Annotated in this window: 12 protein-coding genes; 4 read left to right on the plus strand and 8 right to left on the minus strand. The window is 63.8% G+C overall.

From position 1 onward, the window contains the following. Window position 1: 1 nt before the first annotated feature. Window positions 2-1111: a UDP-N-acetylglucosamine 2-epimerase (non-hydrolyzing) gene (gene wecB / locus KA354_11345; protein ID MBP7935232.1), complete on the minus strand. Its 1110-nt coding sequence runs from the start codon at window positions 1109-1111 to the stop codon at window positions 2-4. Between the two features lie 638 nt (window positions 1112-1749). Here wecB and KA354_11350 point away from each other — a divergent pair. Next, on the plus strand, window positions 1750-4374 hold the full coding sequence (locus KA354_11350) for a DUF1573 domain-containing protein (GenBank protein ID MBP7935233.1): 2625 nt from the start codon (window positions 1750-1752) through the stop codon (window positions 4372-4374). Between the two features lie 166 nt (window positions 4375-4540). Here KA354_11350 and KA354_11355 read toward each other — a convergent pair whose 3' ends face one another. Further along, window positions 4541-4783 (minus strand): hypothetical protein, encoded by a 243-nt coding sequence (locus KA354_11355; GenBank protein MBP7935234.1) that lies wholly within the window; start codon window positions 4781-4783, stop codon window positions 4541-4543. Window positions 4784-4824: 41 nt separating this feature from the next. Here KA354_11355 and KA354_11360 point away from each other — a divergent pair, with 41 nt between their 5' ends. Continuing rightward, a complete protein-coding gene (locus tag KA354_11360) occupies window positions 4825-6018 on the plus strand; it encodes a hypothetical protein (GenBank protein MBP7935235.1) in 1194 nt (397 codons plus the stop codon). A 110-nt stretch (window positions 6019-6128) separates the two neighbouring features. Then, the gene (locus KA354_11365; GenBank protein ID MBP7935236.1) at window positions 6129-8132 is read left to right on the plus strand and encodes an MFS transporter; all 2004 of its coding nucleotides are present in this window, start codon (window positions 6129-6131) and stop codon (window positions 8130-8132) included. A 179-nt stretch (window positions 8133-8311) separates the two neighbouring features. On the opposite strand, the gene KA354_11370 is transcribed toward KA354_11365, so the two are convergent. From KA354_11370 to KA354_11385, 4 genes are all read right to left on the minus strand, one after another. Next, window positions 8312-9913 carry an efflux transporter outer membrane subunit gene (locus tag KA354_11370; protein ID MBP7935237.1) on the minus strand — a complete coding sequence of 534 codons (1602 nt, stop codon included), beginning with the start codon at window positions 9911-9913 and terminating at the stop codon, window positions 8312-8314. 295 nt (window positions 9914-10208) lie between these two features. After that, window positions 10209-10721 carry a CerR family C-terminal domain-containing protein gene (locus tag KA354_11375; protein MBP7935238.1) on the minus strand — a complete coding sequence of 171 codons (513 nt, stop codon included), beginning with the start codon at window positions 10719-10721 and terminating at the stop codon, window positions 10209-10211. Continuing rightward, a complete protein-coding gene (locus tag KA354_11380; protein ID MBP7935239.1) occupies window positions 10607-11500 on the minus strand; it encodes a phosphoribosylaminoimidazolesuccinocarboxamide synthase in 894 nt (297 codons plus the stop codon). Before KA354_11380 ends, KA354_11375 begins: the two co-directional genes overlap by 115 nt. Before the next feature lie 191 nt (window positions 11501-11691). Then, a complete protein-coding gene (locus KA354_11385; protein ID MBP7935240.1) occupies window positions 11692-12993 on the minus strand; it encodes a hypothetical protein in 1302 nt (433 codons plus the stop codon). 280 nt (window positions 12994-13273) lie between these two features. Between KA354_11385 and KA354_11390 the strand changes: the two genes are divergently transcribed. Further along, entirely contained in the window at window positions 13274-13711 is a 438-nt protein-coding gene (locus KA354_11390; protein MBP7935241.1) for a hypothetical protein, read from the plus strand. Window positions 13712-13809: 98 nt separating this feature from the next. Here KA354_11390 and KA354_11395 read toward each other — a convergent pair whose 3' ends face one another. Together KA354_11395 and KA354_11400 are read right to left on the minus strand one after the other, a co-directional pair. After that, entirely contained in the window at window positions 13810-15246 is a 1437-nt protein-coding gene (locus KA354_11395) for a hypothetical protein (protein MBP7935242.1), read from the minus strand. A 310-nt stretch (window positions 15247-15556) separates the two neighbouring features. Further along, on the minus strand, window positions 15557-15718 hold the full coding sequence (locus KA354_11400) for a hypothetical protein (GenBank protein ID MBP7935243.1): 162 nt from the start codon (window positions 15716-15718) through the stop codon (window positions 15557-15559). Window positions 15719-15828: the final 110 nt, after the last annotated feature.

The following is a 15828-nucleotide window of genomic DNA, read 5'->3' on the forward strand; positions in this document are numbered from 1 at the left end:
CCTACTGTCCTCTCCCCCAGTGTGCGATGATTCCCGCGATTCGCTGGGCGGCTTGCCCATCCCATTTGTTGGGGCGGTGTGCCGAGCGTGGCGGGGCGTGCCGGATTTGCCGGTAGGCGGCCAGGAGTCTGGCCGGGTCCATTCCCACCAGCTGATTGGTGCCATCGGTGATGGTGACCGGCCGCTCGGTGTTCTCCCGCAGGGTGAGGCAAGGCACGCCCAGGATGGTGGTCTCTTCCTGAATGCCACCGCTGTCGGTCAGGACGATGGCCGCGCGGGCCATCAGCTTGAGGAAGTCCAGGTAGCCGACCGGGTCAATCAGTCGCAGCCGCCCCAAGTCGGCGATGCGGCGATCGAGACCGGTTTCGGCCAGCCGGGCGCGGGTGCGGGGGTGGACAGGAAAAACGAGGGGCAGGTCTCGCTGGATCTCGGCGAACGCGTCAATCAGCGGCCCCATGATTTCGGGGTGGTCGACCGCGGCCGGTCGGTGCATGGTGATGACGCCGTAGCCGCCGGGCGGCAGGTCGAGATCCTCCAACAGGGTGGACGATTCCGCTCGCCGCCGGTTGCGTTCCAGCGTGTCGATCATGACATTGCCGACGAAATGCACCTTTTTCGAGGAGATGCCCTCTCGCGTGAGGTTCTCGAGCCCACTCGGCTCGCTGACAAACAACAGGTCGCTGATCGCATCGGTGAGTACGCGGTTGATCTCCTCGGGCATGGTGCGATCGAAGCTGCGCAAGCCGGCCTCGACGTGGAAGACGGCCACACCCATCTTGGCGGCGACCAGGGCACAAGCGATGGTTGAGTTGACATCGCCGACCACCAGGACGGCGTCGGCCTTGTGCCCGGTGATGACGGCCTCAAAGCGTTGCATGATCAGGCCGGTCTGTTGGGCGTGCGAGCCACTTCCGACTTCGAGGTTGATGTCGGGTTGGGGGATCCCCAATTCCTCGAAGAACAGGTGGCTCATCTTCTGATCATAGTGTTGGCCGGTATGAACCAAGACCGGTTCGATGACCGGTTCAGCCTGGTAGGCTCGCATCAGGGGGGCGATCTTCATGAAGTTGGGGCGCGCGCCGCAGACGTTAATGAGTCTCATGGGCAGCATGATAGGGGGGGCGTACAAGGGGTCAAGCGGCCAGACGGGTCTCGGGCGGCGGGATGGTCCCGGCGATGGCGACAGAGGAACCTGGGGACCGCTTGTCCCACGTCAGACGGGAAGTGGGCGAATGGATCAGGGCGGATTGGTGTGTGCATGTCTTTTTTCGTTCTAAACTGCACATGCGGGCGTGCCCGGGTGGGCGTGGGAAGGGGGGGGACCGAAGGTGGCACGGCGGCTCGTGGATGCATGGGGGGCACGGTCGTGGGCGGGTCGGGGACGGCATCCTGTGGGTCTGGTGCTGGTTTTCGGTCCTGGCATGGGGCGGTGGCTCCCGGACGCTTGGGCGGCAGTAGAATGGGGGTGTGCAAGTGAGATGGGCATCCGCGGACGGTTTCCCGGGGCACGAAGCGCGGGATGGGTCGGTGTGGATGCCTTCATACCCCTGTGAAATGGCGGTCGGGGTCTCGATTCGGGACCGTATCCTGCCGATCTGGCAACCATGTACTGCGCCGGCTATAGTGAGAGGGTGCGCGCGGTTGGCTCCCTTTCGGACGGCCGGCGTTTGAACCTTGTTTGGAACTTTGGCGTAGATGAGGCATATCGTTTTTTTCGGTCACACGATGACAAGGGTCGAGGTTGGGATCATGCGACGATTGAAATGCAGGTGTTTGGCGGTTGGAGTGGCGTTGTTTCTGGGGAGTGGGCTGGCTCTCGGGCAGCAGGTTGGCGGTCAGCCGTCGGTGAGCGCGGTCAGGGCCGCCACGCCGGCCCCGGGTGCGGTGGTGGCTCCGAGGCCGCCGGCGGCGGCGACGCAACCCAGCGGTCCGCAGCCCCGGATCCGGTTTGAGAAGGTGGTCTACGATTTCCCCGAAGCCTGGTCGGGCGATCTGATCGAGCACGAGTTTGTTTTCCACAACGAGGGTGAAGGCGTGCTGCTTCTCCCCCAGGTGGTCGGCACCTGTGGTTGCACGGTGGTCGAGGCCGACAAGAAGGTTGAGCCTGGACAGACGGGCAAGGTCAAGGCGGTCCTCCGCACCACGGGCTTCAGGGGCCACGTTGCCAAGGTCATCAATGTGACGACGAACGACACGAAGAATCCGACCATCCGGCTCACGCTGCAGGGCACGCTGAAGGAGCGTTTGGCTCTCGAGCCCATTGGTGGAGGCGTGAATTTTGGCCGGTACTTGGGCGAGCCCTTCAAGCCCCAGAAGGTCAAGATCACCAGCAACGTGAACATGCCGATCAAGATTGAGCCGGTATCGCCCACGGCCAGCAAGGTCTTCAAAGCCGAGGTGGCCGAGGTTGAGGCGGGCAAGGTTTTCGAAGTCACGGTGACTGCGGAGCCGCCCTTCAACCAGGGCAACAACTACGTGGAGCTGCAGTTCAAGACCGGGCTTAAGGAGCAGCCCCTGGTGTCGGTTCGCTGCTCTCTGTTTGCTCCGCCGGACATCGAGGTCCTGCCGATCTCGATCATTCTGGCCATGCCGCCCACCCAGCCCATGCCGAGGCCGGTTCAGATTCGGTACAACGCTCAGGGAGCCCTGAAGATCCTCAACGCCGTGGCTTCGGACGAATCGGTCAAGGTGAATGTCAGCGAGCGTACGCCGGGCAAGGACTTCCAGGTGATGGTGACGTTGCCGACAGGCTTCAGTCCTCCACCGGACAAGCCTGCGATGGTGAAGTTGACCACCGACAACCCGAAGCAGCCTGAAATCACGATCCCGGTCCAGATGCGGCCCCAGTCCTATACCCCGCCGCAGCAGCAGCTTGCCCAGACCACTCCAGAAGCACTGCTTGGTCGACCTGCGCCGCAGGTGACGGTTCAGGGGGTGGATGGCCGGGGCACGCAGATTGGGGGGGGCAGGAGTGGCCGGGTGACGGTCATCGACTTCTGGGCCAGCTGGTGCAAGAACTCCCGCCGCCAGCTTGGGATGGTGCAGCGTCTGGCCAGTGAGCTGGGGCGTCACAACGTGGACTTTCACTTCGTATCGGTGGACCAGCTGAGGCCGGGGCTTGAAATTGCCGAGACGGCCAAGCAGAACGGCGTCAGCCAATCCGTTTTGTTGGACTCGGCTCAGCAGGCCAAACGTCTGTTCGGCGTCAACGGGATTCCGCTCCTGGTGGTGATTGGCAAGACCGGCCTGGTGGAGGCCATCCACCGCGGGGCGGGCTCGAGCGAGGCGGCCCTGGAGGCTCTCAAGCAGACCCTTGCTGCCGAGATTGAAGCCTTGTCCGAGGGCCGCACGGTGGCCAGTCTGCGGCTCAAGCCTCAGCCTTCGGCGGCCTTCACCCTGCTGGAGGCGGCGCCGCCCCAGACCGCGATCAGTTCGCCGAAGATCTGGGTGGACTCGCGGCAGCAGGACGTGGGCCGGCGCAAAGCCGCCGAGACGGTGAAGTACAGCCTCCGCTACCGCAACCAGGGTACGCTATCGCTGCAGATCACCCATGTCAGCCCCTCGGAGGGGGTCAAGGTCGATCCTGGTTTCACCAAGACTGTGGAAGCCGGCGGATCCGGGATCATGCAGCTGGAGCTTGTCACCCCCGACCAGCCCGGGGAGTTCAGCAGGACGCTGACCATCGTCTCCAATGACACCGCCCGGTCACCCACCGTGGTGGAGTTGAGCGGGATGGTTCGGCCGCTGGTCGAGGTCGATCCCTCCTCTGGGGTGGACTTTTCCCGTCGCCCGAAGCTCCACGATCTGCCTCGGCTGGCCACGCTGATCTACAACGGGCAGGGCGAGATCAAGTATGGCAAGATCACCTCTAGTTCTCCTAAGTTCCGTGGAGAAGTCAAGCCCCTGCCCAACACCCCGGCTTACGCCACGCTGACCGTTTACGCCGTTCCGCCGTTCGAGGTGGGCGAGCACAAGGGGGTGCTCAGCATCGAGACCGGCAAGCCCGATCAGCCGACGGTCGAGGTGCCTGCGACGCTGTACATGCCGCCCCGGATCGAGGTGTTGCCGGCGGAGCTGTCGATGGCCCCGGCCCCGCGCGTCCAGCAGAGCGAGATCAGCATCACCAACAACGGGCCATCGCCGATCCACATGCTGGAGATCACGCGCAGCAACGACAAGATCGGGGCCCAGTTCTTTCCCGAGCCGGATGGAGCGTCGTATCGGCTGTATCTGACCTTTCCGGTGAATTACACCCCGCCGGTCGCGGGCGACAAGATCACGATTCGCACCGACGACGCGGAGATGAAGGAGATCGTCATCCCGATCAGGCCGGCCAGCCCTCAGGCCGTCTCCCAGACCCCTGTGGCGAAGTGAGTGACCGCGTGATTGCGGTCCGGGCGTCGTCCATCGATTGCCAGGCAAGGCGCCGCGGGCTTGAGCTCGCGGCTCTTGGTCTGGAGCGGTGGTCTCGCGAGCGGGCCCCGGTTGCGGGAATCCGGCCGCGGCCTCGAACTTGATGTCGGATCCGGGCCTGCGGTGCTCAGCTCAGCGGGCCGATCAGCTCGATCATGTTACCCTCGGGATTGCGAACCAGGACCAGGTAGTCTCCCTTGGCCAGATCGGTGGCGAGGGGATAGGGTTTGGCGAGGGGGTTTGGAAAGGGCCAGCTGGGCTTGACGGGTGGTTCGAGCGCGGTAGACTGTCGCTGGCGGTTGAATAGGAATCTCGATTCCGCCAGGGGCGGCGGCGCGGTCCCGGGGCGGAGGGCCGTGTCGCGCCACACGTTGTGGACTATCCATGAACCACAGACTTTTCATTACGGCGATGGTCGCTTTTACTGCAATGACCTCAATCCCACACTTTGCCCTCGGCGCCAACTTCGGCGATGACCGTGCGTTCCTGAAGAAGCACACCGACCTGATTGTCCTGAGCGACAAGGCCGGCCTGGCCAAGGTGGCCCTCGTGCCGGCCTGGCAGGGCCGGGTGATGACCAGCACGACGGGCGGCGACGCCGGCCCGAGTTTCGGCTGGATCAACCGCGAGCTGATCGCTTCGGGGAAGATCCTGCCGCACATGAACGCGTTCGGCGGCGAAGACCGTTTTTGGATGGGGCCGGAGGGTGGCCAGTTCTCGATCTTCTTCGAGAAGGGCAAGAAGTTCGAGTTCGCCGACTGGCAGACGCCGGCGATTTTCGACACGGAGCCCTTCAAGGTGTTGAGCAAGGCGGACGACAAGGCCGTGTTCGGTGCGGAGTTCTCGCTGACCAACTACTCGGGCACGGTTTTCAAGGTGGGCGTGGAGCGCGAAGTGGGCCTGCTTTCGCCGGATGTTGCCTGGGAGAAGCTGGGGGTGAAGGCTGCCAAGGACGTGGGCGTCGTGGCCTACGCCTCGAACAACAAGATCGTCAACAAGGGTAAGGACGCGTGGAAGAAGGAGACGGGACTCCTGTCGGTTTGGATTCTGGGCATGTTCAATCCGTCGCCGTCCACCACGGTTGTTGTGCCGATCAAGGCCGGACCGGAGGCGGAACTCGGTGTGAAGGTGACCTCGGACTATTTTGGCCAGGTGCCGCCGGATCGGCTGGTGGTGCGGGAGGATGTGGTTTTTCTCCGTGCCGACGGCCAGTACCGCAGCAAGATCGGCATCAGTCCGAAGCGGAGCAAGGCGATTCTGGGCAGCTATGATGCGGACGGCAAGGTGCTGACCATCGTGCAGTTCAACCAGCCGGCGGGCGTGACCGACTACGTCAACTCGCTGTGGAAACTGCAGGACAATCCCTTCAGTGGCGATGCGGCCAACAGCTACAACGATGGGCCACCCGCTCCGGGTGCCAAGCCGATGGGGCCGTTCTACGAGCTTGAGTCTTCCTCTCCGGCTGCCGCGTTGGCTCCGGGCAAGAGCCTGACGCACACGCATCGCACGATCCACCTGACCGGACCGGAGCCCGCGCTCGACGAGATCGCCAAGGCGACGCTGGGTGTGCCGCTCGAGGACATCAAGACCGTGTTCAAGAAGTGATCCGGCCCGGCGCGCCCTGATGTGAAAACTGGCCGCCCACGGATCTGTGGTGGGTGATCTGCGTCTAAAGAGAGCCGAATACCATGACCGAAGACAAAGGAAGCAAGTCCATGGCCACCGACGGTCAGAGCGCCCTTGAATACGCGGCACCGATGCTGGGGCGTTCCGAGAGCATGTTTGTCGTCGACGGCAAGAATGTTCTGTTGACGTTCTGTCTGGTCAGCTCGCTGTTCCTCCTCTGGGGGTTCTGCAACGGCATGATTGACGTGATGGACAAGCACTTCCAGGAGGAATTGCACCTCAGCCTTTCGCAGTCGGCCTGGGTGCAGTTCGCGCACTGGATGGGCTACTTCCTCATGTCGATGCCGGCGGGCTGGCTGGCGACGCGTCTGGGTTACCGAGGTGGCATCATTGCCGGGCTCCTGCTGGTGGCCGTGGGCGGCTTCTGGTTCATTCCCGCCGCGAAGATTGCGGCGTTCTGGGCGTTTCTGCTGGGGGTGTGCGTGGTGGCCTCCGGTCTGACGTTCCTGGAGACGGTGGCCAATCCCTACACCACGGTGCTGGGGCCGCCGCGTTATGCGGCCACGCGTATCAACCTCGCCCAGTCCTGCAACGGCGTCGGCTGGGTGCTGGGGCCGATCGCCGGCGGTCTTTTCTTCTATGGCAAGGACGCGTCCGGTCGGAGCACCGGCTCGGAGACGCTGTGGATCCCCTACGCCGGCGTGGGTGTGGTGGTGCTGCTGCTGGCCGTTGTCTTCTTCTTCGCTCCGGTTCCGGACATCAAGGCCAAGGACGACTACGGTATCGGCGGCAGGGATGACGCCGGCGGAAAGGCCCCGGTCACACGGCATGTGAACCGTGGCTTGTCGTTCCTGTTGCTGCTGGGCAATGTGTGCGCGTTGTTCGGTGTTTTCGGCATGATTCTGTGGCTGGCCCTTGGCTCGCTGCATGTCGGTCCGACTCTGGCAGCGTTTGCCTCGGCGATGGGCCTGGTCGTGACCGCTGACACCGCCTTGCTGCTGACGCTTTTCGCTGTTGGATGCCTGGCCCTGGTGGTTGCGGCGGTCTGGCTGATCGGCGTGACCAAGCGACTGACGCATCACAGCATCTGGTCGCACGAGCATTTCACGGGTGCGGTGCTTGCCCAGTTCTTCTATGTGGCCGCCCAAGCGGGGATTTTCAGCTTCCTGATCAACTACATGACTTCGGAGCCGCCCTCGCTGCCGGCTTCGTGGTTGAAGGCGGACAGCACCTGGGTGGAGACCCGGACGACGTTCGCCGGGTCTGACTTCAAGGACATGTCGTCTCTGGTCGCGAAGCTGGGTGCGCCGTCGGATCCGCTGTCGGAGTACCTGGCCGGGAACCTCTCGGATTCAACCCGAGAGACCCTAGGACAGTACAAGGAGGGCGCGGCCAGTGAGACGGCGGCCCGGGTGGCGGTGATGCAGGACCTGAACACGCTCATCCTGAAACAGAGCGTGTACAGCCCGGAACGATTCGAGGGGATCCCCCTGCAGGAGGCGACGAGACAAGTGCTGGCTCAGGATGCCAAGGGCCGAAACGAGTCGAGACTCAACCGCCTGCTTCTGGCCGATGCCTATTCGAAGGAGCTGTCATACCGGGACGGGGTGGTGGCAGTCACCAACCAGTTTGCATCCACGCTAGCGTCATTCGGATTCATCTGCTTCTTGTTGGGGCGGGTGGTAGGAGCGGCGCTGCTGCGGCGGGTCTCCGCCCACAAGATTGTCGGTCTCTACGCGCTGCTGAATACCGTGGCCTGTTTCGTGATCTTCCTCAAGCTCGGCTGGGTCTCGGTCATATGCGTATTCGTGAGCTACTTCTTCATGTCGATCATGTTCCCGACCATTTTTGCGTTGGGCATCTTCGGGCTGGGTGACAAGGCGAAAGGTGCGTCGGCCTACATCGTCATGGCTATCGTGGGCGGGGCTCTGCTGCCCAAGCTGATGGGGGCGGTTGCGGACCACTACGACATGTCCCGGGGCTTCATTGTCCCGTTGCTGTGCTTCGTGCTGATATCGCTCTATGGCTACTCGTGGCCCAAGCTGAGCCGCGCGGAATCGCTCCACGGGGCGAACACGGCCCGCGGCCATTAGCCGGAAGCGATGAGGCGGCTGGTTTCGTTTGTGCGGCCTTGGATTCGGGGGGCTGCGTCGACGGTGTCCTGGTAACGATCGATGGGTGGGTGAGCGGAGGCCCTGGCCGAAGTGCGTTGGCCAGAGGTCAAGTGCCGCTTTTCTCCTCGGGTCCTTGGTGGTGAGCTGGGTCGGCGCCGTCAGGGGGCCGCGGGCGTCGGCTGCCAGCCGCCGCCGAGCGCCTTGAGCAGGGCGATCAGGTTGGAGACCACGGTGCCTTCGCTCTGAATTAGGGCATCCTCGGTCTGATAGAGTGCGCGTTGCGATTCCAGCACAGTCAGGAAGTCATCGATGCCCTTGGCGTAGCGGTCGTTGGCCAGGGTGAGAGCCGTTCGGTTGGCGTTGACTGCCTCGGCGAGGGACACATGGCGCACCTGCTCCTGGCGGTAGGCGACCAGGGCGTTCTCGACCTCCTCCAGGGCGATCAGGATGGTCTGCTGATAGGTGGTAAGAGCCTGAGCCTGGATCGCGTTCTGGATCTCGATATTCGATCGGATCCGCCAGGCATCGAAGACTGGCCAGCGGACCGCGGGGCCGAGCGACCACAGGAAGCTGTTGCGATCGAGCATCAGCCGGGCGTCGTGGCTCTGTGAGCCCACCGAGCCGGTGAGCGAGAATGCCGGATAGAGGTCGGCGGTGGCGGCGCCGATGCGTGCGGTGGCCGCGGCCAGCTGGCGTTCGGCCTGGCGAATATCCGGACGGCGCTGGAGCAGCTCGGAAGGCAGGCCGGCAGGGATTTCGGGCGGCACGGTCGGAATCGGCGCTTCGCGGGTCAGCTCGGCGAGCAAGGCGGCGGGTTCCTGCCCGAGGAGCACGGCCAGGCGATGGGCGGATTGCTGCCACAGGGAGTCGAGTAGTGGGATCTGCGACTGAGTGGTGGCTAGTGCGGCGGTGGCCTGGGCCACATCCACCTCGCTGGTCAAGCCGGCCCTGAAGCGGTCCCGGGTCAACTCGAGGCTTTCCTGCTGGGTCTTGATGTTCTCGCGGGCGATGGTCAGCCGCCGCTGATAGACTCGGGCCTCGACGTAGTTGCGGGCGACCTCCGAGCGCAGCGTGACGAGCACGTCGGATCGGGCCTCCTCGGCCGCCTGAATGTCGGCGTCGGCGGCTTCGACCTCACGGCGAATTCCTCCGAAGAGGTCGAGTTCCCATGACGCGTCGAAGCCGGCCTGGAACAAGTTTGACCCGCGATGGCTCACCCGGCTCCCGCTACGGGGGGCGTTCTGGGCCAAGCCGGTACGCAGGGTGGTGACCGCCGCGTTGGCGAGCGGGCCGGGGCCAAACGCGCCGTTGGACTGCAGGGTACCCAGTGCCGAACTGGCGGCGGTGTTGCGCAGCTGCCGGCCGATGCCGGCGGCGCCGGCGGTCTCCTCGCGGGTGTTCAGACTGCTGCCCATGTAGTCATACGAGCCTGCGGCGTTGAGCTGGGGCCAGAGATCGGCGGCGATGACTCCGCGTTGAGCCCGGGTCTGGCGGATTCTCGCCTCGGCCAACTGCAGGTCGAGGTTCGTCTGGGAGGCCCGTTCGACCAGCGAGTTCAGCATCGGGTCCTTGAGCATCTCCCACCAGCGATCCAGCTGGGCTGGCTGGGTGGCGGCGGGCTGTGTGGCCGAAACCCCGGAATAACCCGCCGGCATGGTGGTCGTGGGGGGCTGGTAGTTTGGTCCGACAGAGCAGCCCACACTCAAGGCCAATGTCCACAGGGAGCCGAGTCTGAGGAAATGCATGGTTGATCGTATCACGGTCGTCCTCCAGTAGAGCCCGCCTCAGCAGATCGTGTGCGACAGGCTATTCGTTTGCTGTTGTCGGTCGGCGAGGTTTCCGTCCCGCCGTCGCAGGGACGGGCTTCTGATCCTCGTGCCCTCGGGTGTCGGCGGCGCGGAGGCCCCAATGGCCGGCCGGATGGCCAGGGCCTCAATGAGAAGGCTCGCTGGTCGGCCGAGGGACGCAGCCCGTTCCCACGCTTGAAGGTGTATATCAACTGTGGAACCCGTGTGTCAACCTGCTCGGAGAACGGCGCTCTCGGGGCGACGAGACTCATGATTCCACCTCGGCTGCATGGGGCGGCAGGAGTGTCCGGGCCGCCAGTGAGAAACGGGTGAGGTGTTCGGCGATCGCGTCGATGTCGGGGGGCTCATCAGTCTGGTCCGGGTACAGGCGCGAGATGACCGGCCGGGCGTGATGGTGGGTGCAGACAGAGGACGACGATGCGGATCGCGCAAAACCCTGGCATGAAACAGGAGCATGAAACGCGCGTGGGACCGCGTCAAGGGTGGGCGTTTCCGCGGCCTGCAATTGACTATAAGCATTTGTTGACAAAGTGGTTATGTTCGCTTGGCAGTGGCTGGCAGGTGTCCGTCCCTTGGGCAGTGCCTCGTCCCTGTGGAGCAGGTGTCGCTGATCGACGGTGATGGGCGGATGCACGACGCTGATGTTCAGCGATTTGGGAACGGCCGGCCGGTCAGTTTCTCGTAGGCTTCGATGTATTTCTTGCTTGTATGGGCGACGACTTCCTCTGGCAGGGTTGGACCGGGCGGGGTTTTGTTCCAGTTCAGGGTTTCGAGGTAGTTTCGGACGTACTGTTTGTCGAAGCTGGGCTGATCGCGGCCGGGGGAGTAGTTGGCGGCTGGCCAGAATCGCGAGGAATCTGGAGTCAGAGCTTCGTCGATGAGGATGACCTCGTTGCCATCGAGGCCCCATTCGAACTTGGTGTCGGCGATGATGACTCCTCGTCCTCGGGCGTACTCGGCGGCTTCGCGGTAGATGGTGATGCTGCGATCGCGGATTGTCTCCATCAGGCGGGGCTCGACCAGCTCGCAGGCCCGCTCGAAGGAGATGTTCTCGTCGTGACCCACCTCGGCCTTGGTGGATGGAGTGAACAGCGGCTCGGGCAGCGGGTCGCACTGGCGAAGACCGGCCGGGAGCTTGATGCCGCAGACGGACTGGCTCTTCAGGTACTCCTTCCAGCCGCTACCGGTGATGTAGCCGCGGACCACGCACTCGATGGGGACGACCTTGGTCTTCTTGACCAGCATGGCGCGGCCGCGGAGCTGGTCGAGGTAGGGCGCGAATTCCTGAGGAGCCTGGTCCTCGATCAACTCGATGAGATGGTGGCGGGCGATGCTGAGCCGGCGGAGCCAGAAAGCGCTGATTCGGGTCAGGACCTCGCCCTTGAAGGGTATGCCGTTGGGCATGACCACGTCAAAGGCGCTGATTCGGTCGCTGGCCACGATCAGGAGCCGATCGTCCAGATCATAGACGTCGCGCACTTTGCCGCGCCGGACGGGGAAGCCGGGGATACTGGTCTGCAGAATGACTTGGGAAGCCAAGAGCGAACTCCTTAGGCAAGAAAGCCGAAACGCCGAAAGCGGGGACACTTTGGGTTGGAGGGCTGAAAACCACTCGATCGGTGCCGGGAACCGGGAGAGGAGAGTGCTTGTGGCGAGTGGGTGCGCGGGGCGCTCCCTCGGATGCGGCCTCCGTCTTCTCCAGAGCTCGATTCGCAATAGCCGATGATTGCCTACCTCTCGTTGTCCAGTTCCTGGGCTCTGTTTCTCAAGATGTAGTCCAGAGTCGTGACGTCGTCGGTGTTGGCAGGGCTGGGCAGCCTACCCTGGAGTTCGGCCGGAGCCGAAGTTGGCACCTGAGCGTCGGCGGGCAATGCGCCGCGTTGCTTGGCGATCTGGACAGCCTTGTCCATCATCTCCTGTTGCTTCTTCTGGTTCAACTCGACGATCTTGCGCAACCGCTCCTGTTGTTCCTCGATGCCGGCCTGTTGAGCTTCCCGCTCCTCAGGGGTCAGCGCGCCTCCTGCCCGAGCGATGGCCACGCGATAGAGGGCGTAGAGCTTCCGCCTGGACCGAGTCAGCTCCTCCAGCCGGTTTCGGTTCGCCCGAGTCTCAGGATCGAGCCGGGCGATTTCGGATATCAGCTTAACGGCGAAGATGACTTGGCGGGCAAACGGCCGGGCCTCTTCCCTGGGCAGATTGAACGCTTCTGGCCGATCCAGCCAGGCCGCGACGGTCCGTGGGGAGGGGGGCTCACTGGGCCGGGTGGTGTCAGGCTGGCTGGTAGTCACGGGCCCGGTTTCCGGGGTACGGCTCTCCTCGCGTCGCCTGGTCCGCTTGGGCGATCGGGTCGAGAGGGTTCTGCCAGTCACGCCCACCTCCTCAACCAGGGCCTGTTCATACGCGTCGACCATCCGGGGAATGAGATAGGGTTTTTCATAGCCGGTGACGTACTGGAGAGGGCTGACCCGATCCCGGCCGACGTCGATAGCCGCCCGAAAGTGGGCTTCGGCGGCCAGGTGCCCGAGGGACATGTCCAGGGCCTTTTCCGTCTGGGCGGAGATGACCGCCAGATCCGTCTCGTTCAGGTTGTTGATCAGTCGCGAGAGGTTAAGGCCGGCCGAGCCGTACTCCTGCTTTCTCCACTGATCGATGGCGAGCTTGAGCAGTTCCTGGCGATCGGCCGGAGCGAGGGTCGATACTTTTGTCCTGGCCTTGGCCGCGGCAGGCCGGCTTGCTGCAGGTCGAGTACTGGGCGGGCCGTCGGCTTCCTCGGCGGGGCGGCTCTGCACCTTGGGGATCAGTTTGGGAATCGCCCCCGGTTCGATGGCATGAACGCTCGAACGGGCGATGGTCTGGACGAACCGGACCCGGCCATCGTCCGACAGTCGACGGATGGAGATCTCGGAGGGCGACTGGTGGAGAATCTCGCATTCGATCCGGTCACCGTTAGTGAGGATGACCGTTTCCGCCGAGAGCCAAGCCCCGCCGCCCAGCAGGACTGCGACCAGAATATGCTTTATCCAACGCGTCATCAGGCTTTGATCGACCCGATTCCTCCCCGCCTTTCACGTCGCCGACTGGGGAGCTATTATACCGATCAGGCGTGGCCGGCGTAACAGAGGTTGACAGGCGAAGGAGGTTGACAGGGGGGGGGGCGGTTCGGATGGACGGTAAACAGTCAGTGGTCGGCCGCCGGTGAGAGCTCGACGGGCAAGCTGCCGCGTCCTCTGAGGCCGGTGTCCGGTTGGCGGTTTGAGGCATCAGGGCGGCGTCCTTTTCCCGGCTCGATGTCTCGACGTTTCGGCTTTTTCCATGACGAGTTCCTACACCTGGGAATACCAGATTCAAGTCCCGCCCTACGATCGGCTCGTGGAGGTGCTGGAGGCTTTCTTCGCGTCGTATCCGGGGGGGGACTACACCTGCGAACGTCGCGAGCGCTTCCGGCTCGAGTTTCGGCGGGGCCTGTGGCGCAGGAGCCTGCTGGGCATGGGGTCGCCGGTGCCTGACCGGCTGACGAAGGGGCAGTTCAACCGGTGGCCGGTGATCGTGCGCGTGCTGGCTCGACCGGCCCCGAGCCTTTTCACTGCGACGGCGCGGTACGAGCTTTATCTGCCCAAGTCGGTTCCCGGCCTGGCGCCGGAGGTTCAATCGTCGGTCAATCTTCACATTCTCAAGGAGTTGGGCGACTTGGCCGCCTACCTGGCGGAATGCATTGGCTTGGAGAGTCCGCCCGAAGTCACTCCCCTGTAAAAACGAGCCCATCCCGAGCTGCGCCTGGAACCGGCCTGCCACCGCCCGGCATCCGCGAGCTTGGGATGGACTCCTGAGCTGCCGTTCGCCGACCGGGCTCAGATGTGCTCGGTCGTGATTCCGTACAGTTGGCCGTACGCCTGGAAGTCGCGCATGTGTTTGCCGGCGATGAAGAGCTGGTGGAAACCCTTGGTATCGCGCGTGTCGGCCGGCCCGTCGATTGCCAGTTCAACTGAGGTTCGGCATCCGCCCGCCGGCGGGGTGTCGAAGTTCCGCAGGACCTTGCCCTGGCCGAGGATTATCTTGCCCGGTCCGACGAACTGCATGATGGTAACGTCGGTGTCCACCGGCCAGATGACCTGTACGGAGACGCCGAGGTTCGACTCTGAGTGACTGCGGAGAATGAACTTGGCGCGCTCTTGGTCCGGGCCGTTCAGCCTGGTGGCGCAGACGCAGTGGGCACCGATGAAGGTGTTGTCCACGGTATTGGGCACCGGGTCCTGAACGAAGCCCGGCTTTCCCAGGAGCTTGAGGCAGAGTTCCTGGGACATGACCGCGTTGACGTCGGCCTCGCAAGTCGCGGAGACGCCGGCGTCCAGCAGCTTCGACCAAGCCATGCATGGCGGGCAGGTCATGATCTTCTCGACGACCAGGCCCAGGCATTCGAGCGAGATTCCCTGGCAGCCTTCTTCGGCCATGATCTTGGCCGCAGTGATGTAGTTCTTGGCGGCGTTGACCAGGTCCTCCTCGTTGGGCTCCACGATCTTGGCTGCGGATTTCTTGTAGTCATCGACGATGGCTCTCACCTCGTCGTTGAGTTCCACGGTCTTGAGGACCTCGGGAAAGCGGCTGCGCGGCAAGTGACGGATGCTGAGCCCCAGCGGCTCAAGCACCTGCTCGCTGGTGTTCTTGCCGACCAGAACGGCGACCTTGGTGTGGCGGATGTCGTGATTGGCCCGGACCATCTTGAGTGCGAACCGCACCGGCTTGAACTCGAAGTCGCCGCATGAGGCCAGGTAGACCTTGGGCTGTTTGCCGAGGTTCTGAATGTGGCCGGTGAAGCAGACGCCGAGTGGGGCGAAGATGAGCGTGGGCTCGCTGGCCTTCGCGATCTTGTCAATGCGGCTCCAATACTCCATATGGAGCGGGAACACGAGAACGCCCTGCGGCTTGTCCCGCTTGATCTTGTTGACGAAGGCGTCGACGGCGGCATCGTCGTACAGCGGTTCGGCCTCCCACTTGATGTCAACCTTGAGCTCGCCGGCAAATCGAGCGACCGCCTCTTTGGCTTTCTTGACGAACCCCTCGACATCCCATGCGGTGCCCGGCCATCCGAGCCAGTACTTTTCTCTGGGGCGCAGGAAGACGGCCATGACCGTCGGGTTGCCGGCCGACACGGAGGCTTGGCCGTCAGCCCCGGCGGCCAGGGAGACCCCGCTGCGGAGCAGACTGCCCGCCAGCCCCGTGCTGGCCGCGGTGAGCAGAACGTCACGGCGAGAGAAGCCGCCCCTGAGTCCGGAACACTGCTTACACATGGTCACTCCTCCTGTATGTGAGTCGGCGTGACAGCCGCTCGAGGCCCAGAGAATCAAGAACCGGTACGCCCAGAAAGATATTGTAAAGCAGGCTGTCGGGAATGCAATTTGGCTTTCCCGGATCCCGACAAGTCTTCAGGGGCCGGGCCACGCCTCGGGTCGGCGGTCTCCACGGCGGCAGGGGGCAATCGATGACCCCCGCGGACGGAACGAGAGCCCAAGTGGTCTCCTTCGGCCCTGGTGGCCTTCCCGGCGACACGCTGGGCAGGCGCTGCCCGATGACCGTCGAATGACTCAGGCGCATCGCATTCTATCGCCTGCCGAGGACTTGGTTTCGGCCACCCTCCTCTTCGTCGAAATTCCAGAAGCCAATCAGGCCCTTCAAGCCGCCCAACTCGCCGACCCGACACTGAGCGGCGGTTTGTTCGACGGTTGCCACGCTAGTGAGCAGCAGCACGACGATCCACAGCACTCTCGAGAGCCTGTCTCTCGTTGGATACTCCTTTCCCGACGCTGGTGAAGGGTGACGTCGGATTGATCCACTGGTCTGCGGGCTCGGTCGCTCCCGCGGACCGGCCTCAC

This window comes from Phycisphaerae bacterium, from assembly GCA_018003015.1.
Lineage (GTDB): Bacteria > Planctomycetota > Phycisphaerae > UBA1845 > PWPN01 > JAGNEZ01.